General features: G+C 68.5%; 13 protein-coding genes. 6 read left to right on the forward strand and 7 right to left on the reverse strand.

Annotated features, from left to right (window positions below):
- Positions 1–67: 67 nt before the first annotated feature.
- The 3 genes from GTO19_RS12415 to asd form a co-directional block, all read right to left on the reverse strand.
- Entirely contained in the window at positions 68–1,477 is a 1,410-nt protein-coding gene (locus GTO19_RS12415; protein WP_291021196.1) for a HipA domain-containing protein, read from the reverse strand.
- The gene (locus tag GTO19_RS12420; protein ID WP_291021197.1) at positions 1,458–1,787 is read right to left on the reverse strand and encodes a helix-turn-helix domain-containing protein; all 330 of its coding nucleotides are present in this window, start codon (positions 1,785–1,787) and stop codon (positions 1,458–1,460) included. The genes GTO19_RS12415 and GTO19_RS12420 overlap by 20 nt, the downstream gene beginning before the upstream one ends.
- A gap of 105 nt (positions 1,788–1,892) precedes the next feature.
- Positions 1,893–2,834 (reverse strand): archaetidylserine decarboxylase, encoded by a 942-nt coding sequence (gene asd / locus GTO19_RS12425; RefSeq protein WP_291021198.1) that lies wholly within the window; start codon positions 2,832–2,834, stop codon positions 1,893–1,895.
- A 56-nt stretch (positions 2,835–2,890) separates the two neighbouring features.
- Here asd and GTO19_RS12430 point away from each other — a divergent pair, with 56 nt between their 5' ends.
- Entirely contained in the window at positions 2,891–4,543 is a 1,653-nt protein-coding gene (locus GTO19_RS12430) for an aminotransferase class III-fold pyridoxal phosphate-dependent enzyme (RefSeq protein WP_291021199.1), read from the forward strand.
- A gap of 311 nt (positions 4,544–4,854) precedes the next feature.
- On the opposite strand, the gene GTO19_RS12435 is transcribed toward GTO19_RS12430, so the two are convergent.
- Positions 4,855–5,457 (reverse strand): hypothetical protein, encoded by a 603-nt coding sequence (locus GTO19_RS12435; RefSeq protein ID WP_291021200.1) that lies wholly within the window; start codon positions 5,455–5,457, stop codon positions 4,855–4,857.
- 172 nt (positions 5,458–5,629) lie between these two features.
- Here GTO19_RS12435 and GTO19_RS12440 point away from each other — a divergent pair, with 172 nt between their 5' ends.
- Together GTO19_RS12440 and GTO19_RS12445 are read left to right on the forward strand one after the other, a co-directional pair.
- On the forward strand, positions 5,630–6,865 hold the full coding sequence (locus GTO19_RS12440) for a glycosyltransferase family 1 protein (RefSeq protein ID WP_291021201.1): 1,236 nt from the start codon (positions 5,630–5,632) through the stop codon (positions 6,863–6,865).
- A 112-nt stretch (positions 6,866–6,977) separates the two neighbouring features.
- Positions 6,978–8,927, forward strand: coding sequence for a PhoX family phosphatase (locus GTO19_RS12445; protein ID WP_291021202.1), 1,950 nt, complete (start codon positions 6,978–6,980; stop codon positions 8,925–8,927).
- Positions 8,928–8,958: 31 nt separating this feature from the next.
- On the opposite strand, the gene GTO19_RS12450 is transcribed toward GTO19_RS12445, so the two are convergent.
- Genes GTO19_RS12450 through GTO19_RS12460 form a run of 3 tightly spaced genes read right to left on the reverse strand, consistent with a single transcriptional unit; the run spans position 8,959 to position 11,103 of the window.
- Positions 8,959–9,771 carry a BPSS1780 family membrane protein gene (locus GTO19_RS12450; RefSeq protein ID WP_291021203.1) on the reverse strand — a complete coding sequence of 271 codons (813 nt, stop codon included), beginning with the start codon at positions 9,769–9,771 and terminating at the stop codon, positions 8,959–8,961.
- Positions 9,768–10,772 carry a homoserine kinase gene (locus GTO19_RS12455; RefSeq protein ID WP_291021204.1) on the reverse strand — a complete coding sequence of 335 codons (1,005 nt, stop codon included), beginning with the start codon at positions 10,770–10,772 and terminating at the stop codon, positions 9,768–9,770. Before GTO19_RS12455 ends, GTO19_RS12450 begins: the two co-directional genes overlap by 4 nt.
- 7 nt (positions 10,773–10,779) lie before the next feature.
- Positions 10,780–11,103 (reverse strand): hypothetical protein, encoded by a 324-nt coding sequence (locus GTO19_RS12460; RefSeq protein ID WP_291021205.1) that lies wholly within the window; start codon positions 11,101–11,103, stop codon positions 10,780–10,782.
- A 99-nt stretch (positions 11,104–11,202) separates the two neighbouring features.
- Between GTO19_RS12460 and polA the strand changes: the two genes are divergently transcribed.
- The 3 genes from polA (at position 11,203) to GTO19_RS12475 (ending at position 15,832) form a co-directional block, all read left to right on the forward strand.
- A complete protein-coding gene (gene polA, locus GTO19_RS12465) occupies positions 11,203–13,992 on the forward strand; it encodes a DNA polymerase I (protein WP_291021206.1) in 2,790 nt (929 codons plus the stop codon).
- A 67-nt stretch (positions 13,993–14,059) separates the two neighbouring features.
- On the forward strand, positions 14,060–14,959 hold the full coding sequence (locus tag GTO19_RS12470) for a dienelactone hydrolase family protein (RefSeq protein WP_291021207.1): 900 nt from the start codon (positions 14,060–14,062) through the stop codon (positions 14,957–14,959).
- A 63-nt stretch (positions 14,960–15,022) separates the two neighbouring features.
- Complete coding sequence (locus tag GTO19_RS12475; protein WP_291021208.1) at positions 15,023–15,832, forward strand: ZIP family metal transporter; 810 nt, start codon at positions 15,023–15,025, stop codon at positions 15,830–15,832.
- The last annotated feature ends 17 nt before the right edge of the window (positions 15,833–15,849 follow it).

Here is a 15,849-nt window from a genome sequence, read left to right on the forward strand (position 1 = left end):
TCACACGTGGCGTGACGATCGCGTGACAGTCATGTGGCGAACTCAGGCTTGTCGCGAAGGCACAGGCCTAGAACAAGTCCTTGTCGAATCGCGGGATCGCATCGACCATCGCGTCGAGCCGCTGCGCGCGCGCGATCACCGCGTGCGCGATCGTGGTCACGGTGCCGCGCTCGGCGTCGGTGTAGACCGGGTCCTGTGCCACCGCGAGGGCTTCCTTCTGCGCCAGCCGGCACAGCTGCCGGAGTTCCCGGGCAAAGAAGCGCCTGTCGATGCCGCACCGTTCGCAGTGGTCTGCCAGCGGGAACGGCGCCACGTCCTGGAAATGGAACGCATCGCCGAAGGCCATCGCGAATTCGTGGTCGATCTGGTCTGCGTCGAAGTGCAGGACGCTGACCAGGTCGTACAGCGGACACACGCTCAAGCCACCGGGCCCGACTTGGAACGAGAGGTTCTTGCCGTGCGCATCGCTGTTGCCCAACAGCAGCGTGAGGATGGACCAGAAACCCATTTGCCGCAGGCCGACGGCCGGGTGTTCGAGCCGGGGGCGCAAGGCATTCAGGCGGGCAAAGCTCGCCCCGTCGCGGATGTGGGCCACGTCCCGGCCGCTGCCGATGTTGCGTTCGTATTTCATGGACACCGGCAGATCCAGCGCCTGGCAGCCGTCGATGACGTGCAGGCGGCGCACGCGCGGCAGTGCGCCATCGGCCACGCCGGGCACCGCCGGCCCGGGCAGTTCGACGCGATCGAAACGGCGGATGCACAACACCGGATCGGGTACGCGAACAATGTCCACGTGGGCCACCATGGTCTGCCGATACGCGAGGTGTCCCAAGCGGGCAGCCAATCGCATGCAGTAGTGCTCGTTGGCCACCATGTGCTTGAGATGGGAGCGGCGGGGCTCGGGTTTGAGGATGTGCGTCGACGACAGCGAGCCATCCACCAGGAACAGGCGTTCGCCGGCTTTCTGCACCAGGAGCTTGTCCTGCTGGCCCGCCACCGACAGGCGCACCTTCCCGTCCCATACGGTGAAGGGAAGGCTGTCGCGGTTGGCGATGCGCTCGTGCAGTTCTTCTGCCGTGATCTCACGCGCGCTGGGGGGAATGTTGTCGGGCGTCTGTCCCGGCGGCAGGAAGCTCAGGGCGCCGGTGGTTTCGCGGCCCAGGTGGCGGATCAGGCCGAAGACGTTGCTTTTTGAAATGGCCTCCACGCGCGAGAGGTCGTCGAGCGCATCGCCCTCGGGCAGCAGGTTTTCCAGGAAACGGCGGATGGCGGCCGAGCCCGGCGGCGTGTGGAGGGGCAGAGCGGGTGCCAAGGGAAAGCCAGGGCCGGATGCCACCCAGTCCAGTGAGTAGCTCAGACTGAAGCTGCCTTCCAGCGGGTTTTGCGTCAGTTCGCCCACGGGCGTTTTGCCCGCAAACACCTGCAGCGTGTAGTCGGCCTGGCGATAGGCGGGTGCTTCACTCGCCCTGGTTGCCATCGCGCGCCTCCGTGATGTTCGCGGCGGCTTCTGCCTGCACGGCGCGCAGCGCCCGCGACGCTTGTGCGTGCGGCATCACCAGCAGGGCCAGGCCCATGGTGTCGAGCAGCTTGAGCAGCTTGTCGGTGGTCACCGGCTTGCCGTTTTCGAGCCGGGAGACAAGGTCGCTGGACACGCCCGCCAGTTGGGCGGCGTCGTCGATGCGGAAGCCGCCCCGGGCGCGGGCGTTGCGCGCGATGAGGCCCAGTTCAGGCAAGCCCTGGGCCAGCGGCGACAGCCCGGGATCGACAGGGGGGAGTTTTCTTGCCATAGTTTCGCTAAACCGAAATTATCGAGGCCAACGGAGGTGGCACACAATTTTTCCGTGTATCGCGAAATTATCGGAACATTGGCCTGGTTGTGCAATATTGTTCCGCTATTGCGGAATAAATGCCGCATTCAACCCACGCTGTCGTTGCAGCAGCGGCCGACCCATGCGGATGGGCTCGCCGGCCATGGCGCCCGGGGCCAGCGCGAAGCCCGGCGGCGCCAGCACGATGACGGTGGAGCCGTGCTCGAAGTGACCCATCTCCTGCCCGCGCGCGTAGGCCGCGTCGCAGGGCAGTTCGTCGGGTCCGCGGTAGCGCGTGTTCAACGGCAGGGGCAGGGCGCGCAGGCGCAGGCTGGCCACCAGAATGGCGGCCACCGGCACCAGCACCAGCGGCGTGCCGTCGTGCAGCCGCGTGAACAGTGCGGCGCGCTCGTTGCGGCAGAACAGGCGCTCCACGCGCTTGAGCGCGATGGGGTTCACGTTCCAGGTGTCGCCGCTGAAGTGCGTCACGTGCTCCAGGGTGAGCGCCTCGGGCGCGTGGAAGCGGTGGTACATGGCCGAGGTCAGCCGCAGCGTCACGAACTGGCCGCCGCGCAGGGTGTCGATGGCCGCCTGGCTGCGCGGCGAGGTGCCGAGCAGCTCGGTGAGCGCGTACGGGAAGCCCTTGGCCTGGAACACCTGGGCCTGCGGGTCGTCGCCGATGCGCCCGCTCGCGCCCACGATCGCGTCGCAGGGGCTCACCAGCACCGACGGGTTGGCGTCCACCGGCCGCGCGCCCTCCCGCAGTTCGCGTGTGAAGCAATCGTGCAGGCTGTCGAAGCGCTGCTTTTTCGCGTCGCTCAGGTCGAGGTCGGTGAAGGCCTTCCACACGGCCATGGACGCGTCGCGCACCAGCGGTTGGCGGATGCCGCTGAACCAGCCCATGAAGCGCGTGAGCGCCAGGCGCGGCACGCGGTTGGTGAGCAGGAAGTTCAGGTCTTCGCTCAGCGCCAGCCGGCGCAACTGGCGTTGCACGAAGCCGTGATCGTTCTGTCGCAATGTTTTCATCGTTGGGTCATCCGGGGGCCATACAAGTGCGGGAACACCACGACGCCCCCAACGCCATGTCCCTTCTGCCTTATGCCTTGCCAGCCGGTTCGCTTCTGCTGGCCCTGCCTTACCTGAAGCAGCGCCTGGCGCTGTCGCGCGCCAAGCACCGCTCGCTCGCGGGGCACTCGCGCATGGCCAAACGCCTGGCGGGCTGGCTGCCGGGCTACGCCTTTGACGACGCGCACTTCTTCCGGGCCGATGGCGCCCACGAGGCCCTCGCCGCGCAGCGCCGCGCGGCCTTCGACACGCTGTGCGCCGGCTACGCCGAGCGCTATGCCAAGTCCCTGGCGCTGACCGCCGAGGCGCGCGAGGGCCTGGCCGATCTGCAGCTCACCGGCGCCTACCGCGTGCCCTTTCCCTTCAGCCCCTACTTGCGCGAGCGCCTCAAGGTCGGCGCCTTCGTTCAATCGGCCAGTGGCGTGGAAGTGGAAGACCTCGACGGCAACCGCTTCCTCGACCTCACCGGCTCCTACGGCGTCAACGTCTTCGGCGTGGACTTCTACAAGGCCTGCATGGAAGAGGGTGCGGCCATCGGCCTCGAACTCGGCCCCGTGCTGGGCGCCTACCACCCGGTGGTGGCCAGCAACATCGCGCGCTTGAAGGCCATCTCCGGCCAGGACCAGGTGTCCTTCCACATGAGCGGCACCGAGGCCGTGATGCAGGCCGTGCGCCTGGCGCGATACCACACGAAGAAGAAGAACCTGGTGCGCTTCTGCGGCGCGTACCACGGCTGGTGGGAAGACGTGCAGCCCGGCCCCGGCAACCCCATGCCCCCACGCGAGACCTACACCCTCAAAGACATGGACGAGCGGAGCCTGCAGGTGCTGCGCACGCGCCGCGACATCGCCTGCGTGCTCATCAACCCCTTGCAGGCCCTGCACCCCAACCGCAACGCGCCGGGGGACTCCACGCTCATGAACGGCCTGCGCAGCGCCGGCTACGACCGCGCGGCCTACACGCAGTGGCTCAAGCGCTTGCGCGAGGTGTGCACCGAGCGCGGCATCGTACTGATCTTCGACGAGGTCTTCCTGGGCTTTCGCCTGGCGCCAGGTGGTGCGCAGGAATACTTCGGCGTGAAGGCCGACATGGTGACCTATGGCAAGTCGGTGGCCGGTGGGTACCCGGTGGGCGTGGTGTGTGGCCGCGCCGAGCTGATGAAGCGCTTCCGCGCCGACCGCCCCGCCGACCTCTGCTTCGCGCGCGGCACCTTCAACTCCCACCCGCACGTGATGGGCGGCATGCACGCCTTCTTCAAGCGCCTGGACAGGCCGGAGGTGCAGGCGATGTACGCCGGCAGCGACGAGCGCTGGAACGCGCGCCGCGAGCGCTTCAACGCCGCCATGGCCGAAGCGGGCCTGCCGGTGCGCGCGGAGAACCTGCACAGCGTGTGGACGCTGGGCTACACGCAACCGGGGCGGTATCACTGGATGTTCCAGTACTACCTGCGTTGGCATGGCCTGGCCTTGAGCTGGGTGGGCACGGGGCGCTTCATCTTCGCGCTGAACTTTGACGATGCGGCGTTCGATGAGGTGGTGCAACGCTGCGTGGCGGCTGGCAAGGACATGCAGGCGGCTGGCTGGTGGACGCTGCCTGAGGGCGTGGACGCCAAGGTCATCGGCAAGCAGTTGCGCAAGGAGACCTTGTCGGCGTTTTTCGGGAGGCACTGAGTCTTTCTCCAGCTGCTGGCTTGACGTTCCAGCGGCTTTCTCCGGCGGGGCCGGTCGTCGGCGCTCGGGTGTCCGGCTCCGCGACTGTCCCCCGGAACGGAGCGCTGGCGCGCTCCNNACGACCTCGTTGGCACTCGGTCTGTGGGCGCGCCACCGCTTCTTCGGCTCGCGGACGCTGGGGTGCACTGCGTAGCGAAATAAAGGAGGAGGACGGCGCAGCCGTCCGGGGGACATTCGCGGAGCAGTGCACCCAGTGGCCGCGAGCTTCGCGAGGTGTTCGAGCGAATCGCATCGAACACCAACAACACACGTCAGCGATGCCCCACACCCGGGTCGATGAGCTGACCACGCAACAGGAACAACGGCGCCTTGTGGTACAGCTTGATGTCGTGGAACGGGTCGGTCAGGATCTTCGTCGCCCACACCAGTCCCGTCTGGATGTCCTGCAGGAAAAACAGGTGAATGGTGCGGAACAGCAGCCCGCCGATGCCCAGCCCCAGCCACAGCGTGCCCACGTGGCGGATGTAGCCCCAGTTGTCGTGGTGCGGCTCGAACAGCCCCAGCACCGCGGGATCGATCCACACCAGCACCGGCGCCAGCGCCCACAGGCTCATCAGCACCACCTTGCGGCGCAGGTTGTAGCCTACCTTGATCTCTTCCTTGTACTCGTGCGTCGCCTGGTTCACGTGGTCGTAACCCTTGGGCTCGAAAAAGAAGTGCCCCGCCTGGCGCGAGGTCATCGACACCAGCCACGCGATCAGCGCCGAGATGATCGGATCGAACCACAGCATCACATACGCGACCACGAAGCTGATCGCGCTGATCAGGTGCAGCGTCTGGTTGATGCGGCTGTGGTGGTAATAGCGGTGGTCGTCCCAGCGCTGGATTTCCAGGGTCTTGAAAAAGTCGTTCAAGGCAGACGCTCCATCGTCGAAGTGAAGGGAATCGGGCAGAAAACCCGCGCATGGTCGGACGGGTCTGTGAAATCGCGGTGACAGCAGCGCGCCGTCATCGGCGTGGCACGGGCCTGTCACCGCGTCGTCGCTCTGTCATGAAACTGCCGCGAAGCGGCATGAGCATGCGCCCATGAGCAGCTCGAACGCCGAACCCATCCTGGTCGAGGAATTTCCGGCGGCAAGGCCGTCGCTTCGGCTGTCCGTGGTGACGGAAACCTGGCCGCCCGAGATCAATGGCGTCGCGCTCACGCTCTCGCGGCTCGTGCAGGGCCTTTGCGCGCGCAACCATCAGGTGCAGTTGATTCGGCCGCGCCAGGCGCGCGAAGAGGCGGCCCGCCAGGACCCGGGCTTCCAGGAACTCCTGATGCGCGGCATGCCCATCCCGCGCTACCCCGACCTCAAGCTCGGCCTGCCAAGCAAGGGATCGCTGGTGCGCGCCTGGACGCTGCACCGGCCCGATCTCGTGCACATCGCGACCGAAGGTCCGCTGGGCTGGTCGGCCTTGCAAGCCGCGCGGCGCCTGCGCCTGCCCGTCACCTCCGACTTTCGCACCAACTTCCACGCCTACAGCCGGCACTACGGTGTCGGCTGGCTCAAGACGCCCATCGTGGCCTACCTGCGCAAGTTCCACAACCTCACGCGCTGCACCATGGTGCCCACGCAAGGTCTGCGGGCGGAACTGCAAGCCATCGGGTTCCAGAACGTGCAGGTCGTCGCGCGCGGCGTGGACACGCAGCTCTTCAGCCCCGAGCGCCGCGACGAGGCCTTGCGCCAGTCATGGGGTGCCGGCCCCGATGCCCTGGTGATGGTGGCGGTGGGGCGCCTCGCGGCCGAAAAGAACCTGGAGGTGGTCATCCAGGCCTACGAAGCGATGCGCAGTGCGCGCGAGGACGTGCGCCTGGTCTTCGTGGGCGACGGCCCGATGCGGGCCGCGCTGCAGCAGCGATGTCCGGCCGCGCACTTCGCCGGCATGCGCCGTGGCGAAGACCTGGCCGCGCACTACGCCAGCGCCGATCTGTTCGTCTTCCCGAGCCTGACGGAGACCTTCGGCAACGTCACCATCGAGGCGCTGGCCAGCGGCCTGCCGGTCCTCGCCTTCGACACCGCGGCGGCGGGTGATTGGGTGAGACCGGGACACAACGGCTGGCTCCTGCCGGTGGACGACGCGCGGGGCCTGGCACAACAGGCGCTCGCGCTGGCCCGCGACCCTGCCCAGGTGCGCGCCGCCGCCGCCCATGCGCGCGCTCAGGTCGCGCAACTCGACTGGCAACAGATCGCTCGCCAGGTGGAAGAAATCTTCTTGCGCACCGCCGGCTGGTCGAGCCCCGCGCCGGCCGCATCGCCGCAGACATCGCTTGCCGTCTGAACCGCGGCGGCGGGCGGGCACTGACACCGCCGCGTCACACCGGGTTCATGGCTTGGTCATCTCGCCTGCATAGCCTTGCGGGCTCCCACGTTCCCTATCCTGGAATCATTCGATGAAACACGAGATCGACAGCGAAGACCTGCCCACCAATACCAGCCACAACGAGCACTTCCAGGCGGTCGTGAACCGCGCGGTGAGCCGTCGCGGCTTTCTGCTCAAAACGGGTGTCGGCGCGGCCGCCGTGGGCTTCCTCTCGGCCGGCCTCACCGGCTGCGGCGGCGGTGGTGATGGTGGCGAGCCCGCCACCCCCGGCACGCCTGCGCCCACCCCGCCCGGCGAGCTGCTGGGCTTCACCGCCATTCCCACCGACACCGCCGATCGCGTCACCGTGGCACCCGGCTACACCGCCAGCGTGCTGGCCCCCTGGGGCACGCCGCTGTTCACCACCGGCCCGGGGTCGAACTGGGCGGGTGACGGCAGCGAAGACGCCGCTGCGCAGGCGCGCCAGATGGGCGACAACCACGATGGCATCCACTACTTCGCCATCGGCGGCAAGAGCGACGAAGGCCTGCTGGTGATGAACCACGAGTACACCAATGTGCAGTACCTGTTCACCAACGGCATGGTCGACAGCCTGGACGACGCCAACAAGGACCTCAACGCGCACGGCGTGTCGGTGGTTCACATCAAGCGCAGCGGCGGCGCGTGGAGCATCGTGCGCGACTCGCTGTTCAACCGGCGCATCACGGGCAGCACGCTCATGCAACTGACCGGCCCCGCGGCCGGCGACGCCCTGCTGCAGACCTCGGCCGACCCGACCGGCACGGCGGTGTTCGGCACGCTCAACAACTGCGGCAACGGCTGGACGCCTTGGGGCACCTACCTCACCTGCGAAGAGAACTTCAACCAGTACTTCGGCACCACCAACACCGCCAACCCCGGCCAGTTGCGCGACGCCAACATGCTTCGCTATGGCCTTTCCGCTGGCACCACCGCGCGCCGCTACGAGACCTACCACGACCGCTTCGACTGGCAGAAGGAACCCAACGAATCCAACCGCTTCGGCTGGATCGTCGAGATCGATCCCTTCGATGCCTCTTCCACCCCGAAGAAGCGCACCGCCCTGGGCCGCATCAAGCACGAGAACGCCGCCTACGCCATCGCCGCCGATGGCCGTGTGGTGATCTACATGGGCGACGACCAGGCCAACGACTACATCTACAAGTTCGTGACCAGTGGCCGCTACATCGCCGGCGATACCGTCAACAACCGCAACCTGCTGGACAGTGGCACCCTCTACGTGGCGCGCTTCAACGACGGCGCCGCCACGGGCGACATGATGGGTACCGGCGAATGGCTGCCCATGACCACGGCCAACCCCGCGCTGGCGGGCTTCGCTTCCCTGGCCGACATCCTGGTGCACACCCGCCAGGCCGCCGACGCCCTGGGCGCGACGCCGATGGACCGCCCCGAGTGGGTGACGGTGCATCCGCAGACCAACGAGGTCTATGTGACGCTGACGAACAACTCGGGCCGCGCAGCCACCGACGACGCCAACCCCCGCCCGGCCAACATCTACGGGCAGATCGTCCGCTGGCGTGAGGCCGGCGGCGATGCCGCGGCGCTCACTTTCGAGTGGGACATCTTCGTGCTCGCCGGCAACCCCACCATCGCCCAGGTCAATCCACTGGATCTGGGCACGTCCAACGTGACCGTGGACAACACCTTCAACAGCCCGGACGGGCTGGGCTTTGACGGCGCGGGCCGCCTCTGGATCCAGACCGATGGCAACTACAGCAACGCGGGCCGCTACGCCAACCAGGGCAACAACCAGATGCTGTGCGCCAACCCGGTGACCCGGGAGATCCGCCGCTTCTTCGTCGGTCCGGTGGAGTGCGAGGTGACCGGCCTGACGTTCACACCGGATTCGAAGACCCTGTTCATCAACATCCAGCACCCGGGTGAAGGCGGCAACAGCCACTGGCCTGAAGGCGGCAGCGCATTGCCGCGCTCGGCCACCATCGTCATCACCAAGGACGATGGCGGTGTGATCGGGACCTGATGGGCCGCGCGGGCGGCGCGCGCGGGGATCCTCAGAAGGGGTCCGCCGCGGAGGCCGGCTGGTCAGCGCCGTCCGCCCCATCGAACCGGAAGCTGTCGCGGAAGGTGAACCACAGCGAGGTGTGGAACATCGAGGCCATGAACAGCACGATCGGGTAGACCACGATCTGCATCACCTGAGGCCCGCCGACGATGGAGCCCAGCACGCCGAGCAAGAGGCCGGTGATGATGAACACCCCCGCCCAGCCCAGGGTGAACAGCAGCATGGCGCCCTTGTTGTTCCAGCAGGCCACCAGGCTGAAGAAGAGGCTCTTGACCGGCGACACGCCGTGCCAGAACACCAGCGCCGGCGCGTGCCAGAAGGCCATGAGCACGGGCAGGTAGGCGAGCAGGGCCACGCCCATGCCGGGGCGGCCGATGGCCGCGCTCATCGCTTCGGGCGTGACCTCGGTGTTGTCGGCGATGGGGGCCGCCGCCGGCACGGCGCCGGCGAACAGCGCGGCGATGCCCATCACCAGGAACAGGCCCGCCGCGTACAACGCGCCCAGCACCAGCATGTTGCGGGTGCGCGCGCTGCCGCCGCGAAAGGCGGTGATCAGCAGCGAGGGCATGGGAAAGCGCCCCTGCTCGGCCTCGCGCGTGGCGGCCATGAGGCCCAGTGTGGCCGCGGGCACCAGGGCCACCGCCACCGCCGTGCCCAGCACGGGCACGATGGACAGCACCGACACCAGGGCCATGAACATGAAGAACAGGCCCGACATGGCCAGCGGCTGGCGCAGGAAGGTGCGCATGCCCCGCTTGACCCACTGCCAGCCGGTGCCGGCCTTGTTGATCTGAACCCTCATGCCGCCACGGCCTCCGCGTCGGCCGGTACCGGTTCCGGGCGGGCATTCGGCAGGCGCGCGCGCAGCACGCGCTCGAAATGGCTGGGGTCGTGCGCCTGCAGCATGGCGGCCTCGCGCGGCAGATGCAGGTCCCACAGGCGCGAGAGCCAGAAGCGAAGCGCGCCCGCGCGCTGCATGGCAGGCAGCAGGCGGCGCTCGGCAGGGCTCAGCGGGCGCACGCTTTCATAGGCTTGCAGGAAGGCCCGCTCCAGCGCCGGGTCGGGCCGGCCGTCGGCCGCGCCGCCGTGGCGCACGCACCAGTCATTCAGGCACACGGCGATGTCGAACAGCCAGGTGTCCACGCCAGCGAAGTAGAAATCGAAGAAGCCGCTGACGGCGCCGTCCTCGAACATGACGTTGTCGCGGAACAGGTCGGCGTGGATGGGGCCGCGCGGCAGGGCCCGGTAGGCGCTGCTCTCGGCCACGTGGTTCTGATAGGCCAGCTCGGCGCGCAGCAGCGCCGCCTGCGACTCGTCGATGAAGGGCAGCACCACGGGCACGGTCTCGTTCCACCAGGCCAGGCCGCGCAGGTTGGGCTGGCGGCGGTCGAAGTCTCGGCCCACCAGGTGCAGGCGCGCCAGCAGCGCGCCCACCGCGGCGCAGTGCGCGGCCGTGGGCGAGAGCTCGCTGGCGCCACGCAGCTTGTCGACCACGGCGGCGGGCTTGCCTTGCAGCGTGTGCAGGATCTCGCCCTTCGCGTCGGCCGCCGGCTCGGGCACGGGCACGCCGTGCGTGGCCAGGTGCTTCATCAGGTGCAGGTAGAAGGGCAACTGCTCGGCGCTCAGGCGCTCGAACACCGTGAGCACGTGCTCCAGGGTCTGGCCGTCGCGCTCGCTGGTGACGAAGTAGTTGGTGTTCTCGATGCCGCCCTGGATGCCGCGCAGCTCGGTGAGGGTGCCCAGGTTCAGTCGTTCGATGAGGGCGGCGGCGTCGGCGAACGGGACCTCGGTGTAGACGGCCATGTCGGGGTTAGAAATCGAAGAGGCGCCAGCTGCTGCGGCCTGCATTGCCCGAGGGGCGCCCCGCGGTTTCACCCGGCGGGTTGGTGGCGCCGCGCGGCTGGATCTGGTAGGCCGGCGCGCCGTTCTTGGGTTGCACCTGGATGGATTGCGTCTGGCCGTCCACGCGCAGCTCGTCGATGCGGGTCAGCGCGTCCTCGTGCGTGATGCGCTCGATGCGGTCGCCCGGTGCGCGCTGCAGGGGCGCGGGGTCGGCCGGCGGCTGTTGGGCCAGGGCCGGCGCGGCCAGCGCGGCCAGCAGGGCGGCGCCGAAGAGGGAGGGGGTGGAGGCCATTCGCGCATTGTAGGCACCGGGGTGGCGGCGGCGCTGCCGCCGGGCCATGCCCGGTGTCGGCCGACGCCCCGGCCTCACGCCTTCCTACACAATGGCGGGATGACCCAGGACGCCGCCCGAACCCTGCTGCTGATCGACGGATCCAGCTACCTGTACCGCGCCTACCACGCCATGCCCGACCTGCGGGCCGTGCCGGGCGACCCGACGAGCCCCGCGACCGGGGCCATCCGCGGAATGATCAACATGATGCAGAGCCTTCGCAAGGAGGTGCCCGCGGTGTTCGCGGCCTGCGTCTTCGACGCCTCGGGGCCTACCTTTCGCGACGCGCTTTACGCGCAGTACAAGGCCAACCGCAGCCCCATGCCGGATGACCTGCGCGCGCAGATCCCGCCCATCCACGAGGTGGTGCGGCTGCTGGGCTTTCCCGTGATCGACGTGCCCGGCGTGGAGGCCGACGACGTGATCGGCACGCTGGCGCATGCGGCGGCCGGGCAGGGCTTCGATGTGATCGTCAGCAGCGGCGACAAGGACCTGGCCCAGCTCGTCAACGAGCGCATCGCCATCATCGACACCATGAGCGGCAAGCGCCGCGACATGGCCGGGGTGCAGGCCGAGTTCGGCGTGCCCGCGCACCTGATGGTGGATTACCAGACCCTGGTGGGCGACGCGGTGGACAACGTGCCAGGCGTGGACAAGGTCGGGCCCAAGACGGCCGCCAAGTGGCTGCTGGAATACGGCTCTCTCGACGCCCTGGTGGCGCGCGCGGGCGAGGTCAAGGGTGTGGCCGGCGAGAACCTGCGCAAGGCGCTGGACTGGCTGCCCACGGGCCGCCAGCTCGTCACCATCAAGACCGACTGCGACCTCGATGGCTTCGTGCCCGGCCTGCCGGCGCTGGACGCGGTGCGCATGAAAGAGCCCGACAACGAAGCCCTGCAGGGCTTCTACGAGAAGTACGGCTTCAAGACACTCGCGGCCAAGGCGTCGGTGGGCAAGGAAGCGCCAGTGGCGCCGAACGCCACCGCGGTGGCGCCTGGCCTGACCGAAGGCCTGTTCGACGATGCGGCAGCGCCGGCCGAGCCGCGCGCGGCGTTGAAGTACGACACCATCCTCAGCTGGGACCTGTTCGACACCTGGCTCGAACGCCTGCACGCCGCGGACCTGGTGGCGCTGGACACCGAGACCACCTCGCTCGACGAGATGGTCGCCGAGATCGTGGGCATCTCCTTCAGCGTGACGCCCGGCGAGGCGGCCTACGTGCCGCTGCGCCACACAGGCCCCGACGCGCCCGAGCAATTGCCCTTCGACGAGGTGCTGGCAAAGCTGAAGCCCTGGCTGGAAGACCCCACGAAACCCAAGCTGGGCCAGCACGTCAAGTACGACCGCCACGTCTTCGCCAACCACGGCATCGAGGTGCGCGGCTACGAGCACGACACCATGCTGCAGAGCTACGTGCTGGAGGTGCACAAGCCGCACGGCCTGGAAAGCCTGGCGGAGCGCCACACCGGCCGCAAGGGCATCAGCTACGAGGACATCTGCGGCAAGGGCGCGCACCAGATCCCCTTCGCGCAGGTGGACGTGGCCAAGGCGGCCGAGTACTCCTGCGAAGACAGCGACCAGACCCTGGACGTGCACCGCGTGCTGTGGCCCCGCCTGCAGGCCGACGAGAAACTGAAGTTCATCTACGAACTGGAGATGGCCAGCAGCGAAACCCTCTACCGCATCGAGCGCAACGGCGTGCTGATCGACGCGCCCACGCTGGCCGCGCAGAGCCACGAGCTGGGCCAGCGCATCGTGGCGCTGGAGCAGGAGGCCTTCGCCATCGCCGGCCAGCCCTTCAACCTGGGCAGCCCCAAGCAGCTCGGCGAGATCTTCTTCGACAAGCTGGGCCTGCCCGTCATCAAGAAGACCGCGACCGGCGCGCGCAGCACCGACGAGGAGGTGCTGGAAAAGCTCGCCGAGGACTACCCGCTGCCGGCGAAGATCCTCGAGCACCGCAGCCTGTCCAAGCTCAAGGGCACCTACACCGACAAGCTGGCGCAGATGGCCAACCCGCGCACCGGGCGCGTGCACACGCACTACGCGCAGGCCGTGGCCGTCACGGGGCGGCTGTCCAGCAACGACCCGAACCTGCAGAACATCCCCATCCGCACGCCCGAGGGCCGGCGCGTGCGCGAGGCCTTCGTGGCGCCGGCGGGCAGCGTGATCGCCAGCGCCGATTATTCGCAGATCGAGCTGCGCATCATGGCCCACATCAGCGGCGACGAGGCCCTCACGCGCGCCTTCCAGGAGGGCCAGGACGTGCACCGCGCCACGGCGGCCGAGGTGTTCGGCGTGGAGGTGGCGCAGGTCAGCAGCGAGCAGCGCCGCTACGCCAAGGTGATCAACTTCGGCCTGATCTACGGCATGAGCGCCTTCGGCCTGGCCAAGGCCCTGGGCATCGACAACACGGCGGCGAAGAACTACATCCAGCGCTACTTCGAGCGCTTCGAGGGCGTGAAGCGCTACATGGACGACACCCGCCAGAGCGCCAAGAGCAAGGGCTACGTGGAAACCGTGTTCGGTCGCCGCCTGTACCTGCCCGAGATCAACAGCCCCAACGGCCCGCGCCGGGGTGGTGCCGAGCGCGCGGCCATCAACGCACCGATGCAGGGCACGGCCGCCGACCTCATCAAGATGAGCATGGTGGCCGTGCAGGCCGCGCTGGACGACCAGGAGCGGCGCACGAAGATGATCATGCAGGTGCACGACGAACTGGTGTTCGAGGTGCCCGCCGAAGAGGTCGAGTGGGTGCGCAGCGAGGTGCCGCGCCTGATGGCGGCCGTGGCCGAGCTCAAGGTGCCGCTGCTGGCCGAGATCGGCGTCGGGCCGAACTGGGACAAGGCCCACTGATCGCCAGAACTTCACGCCCCGAACGGAATCTGCATCACTTTCAACCCACCACCTGAGGAGATCCGCGATGCTCGAACACGACATGACCCGCGACGCCGAGGCCCTGCTGGGAGGCAGCACCGACCAATCCGGCGCCACCCGCCGAACGGCCCTCAAGGCCGCGCTGGGCGTGGGCTACGCCGCCGCCGCGGTGCCGCTGATGGCCCAGACCGCCATCCGCACGCCGTCCGACGGTCTGACGGTCGGTGAGGTCATGATCGACGTGAACGGCTTCCGGATGCCGGCCTACCGCGCCGCGCCCGCCGGCAGGACGGGCCTTCCGGTGGTGCTGGTGCTGTCCGAGATCTTCGGCGTGCACGAGTACATCGCCGACACCGCGCGCCGCTTCGCCAAGGCGGGCTACCTCGCCATCGCGCCCGAGCTGTTCGTGCGCCAGGGCGACGCCCAGAGCTACGGCGAGGTGGCCAAGCTCATCTCGGAAGTGGTCAGCAAGGTGCCCGACGCGCAGGTGCTGGGCGACCTGGACGCCACGGTGAAGTGGGCGGCCGCCAACGGCGGCGACACCAGCAAGCTGGGCATCACCGGCTTCTGCTGGGGCGGGCGCCAGGTCTGGCTCTACACCGCGCACAACCCGGCGGTGAAGGCCGGCGTGGCCTGGTATGGCCGGCTGGTGGGTCAGCAGAACGAGCTGACGCCGAAGAACCCGATCGACATCGCTGGCCAGCTGCACGGCCCGGTGCTGGGCCTCTACGGCGCGGCCGACACGGGCATCCCGCTTGACACTGTTGATAAGATGAAATCAGCTTTGGCGGCCGGGAATGCGGCGGCCAGGGCATCGACCTTCGTGGTGTACCCGGACGCGCCCCACGCCTTCCACGCCGACTACCGGCCGAGCTTCCGCAAGGAGCCGGCCGAAGACGGCTGGAAGCGCGCATTGGCGTGGTTCAAACAGCATGGCGTGGCCTGAGACCCAGGTCCGCCGTTCAACGAAGGCCGCCTCGGGGCGGCCTTTTTTCGTGGTGACAGGAACATGACTCTTCTGGCCATTCTTCTCGGCACCGTCGCGGCCGGCGTGGGCAGCGTCTGGGTGGCGGCGCTGCTGGGCTACGCCATGATGGCGCGCTACACGCAGCACATGCTCAGCCTGGCCGCCGGCGCGCTGATGGCCACGGCCTTCATGCACCTGCTGCCCGAGGCCTTCGAGAGCGCCGCCGGCGCGCACGAGCTGTTCGCGCTGCTGCTGGGCGGCCTGGTGTTCTTCTTCCTGCTCGACAAGGCGGAGCTGTGGCACCACGGCCATGAGCACGGACAGGAAGCCGACGGCGGGCACGCCCACCCTCACCACCACGGCCATGGCCACCACCACCATCACCACGCCCACGAACCGCGCGCCGGCGGCTGGGCCGTGCTGCTGGGTGACAGCGTGCACGCCTTCGGCGACGGCATCCTCATCGCCTCGGCCTTTGTGGCGGATGTGCGCCTGGGTGTGGTGGCCTCGCTGGCGGTGCTGGCGCACGAGGTGCCGCACCACATGGGCGATCTGGTGGTGCTGCGCCAGACCTCCCGCACGCCCCGTGCGGCGCTGCTCAAGGTGTCGCTGGCGGGCACGGTCACCGCCTTGGGTGGCATCGTGGGCTATCTGCTGCTGGCTTCGCTGGACGACTGGCTGCCGTACTTCCTGGTGGCGGCGTCCAGCAGCTTCGTCTACGTGGCCCTGGCCGACCTGATCCCGCAACTGCAGAAGCGCCTGAGCCTGCGCGAGACCGTGGCGCAGATCGTGTGGCTGGCCGTGGGCATTGGCATGGTCACCCTGGTGAGCGGGCTGGCGCACGCGCATTGAGCCGGCGCGGGCGCGCG

The organism is Hydrogenophaga sp., from assembly GCF_011772445.1.
Classification (GTDB): domain Bacteria; phylum Pseudomonadota; class Gammaproteobacteria; order Burkholderiales; family Burkholderiaceae_C; genus Hydrogenophaga.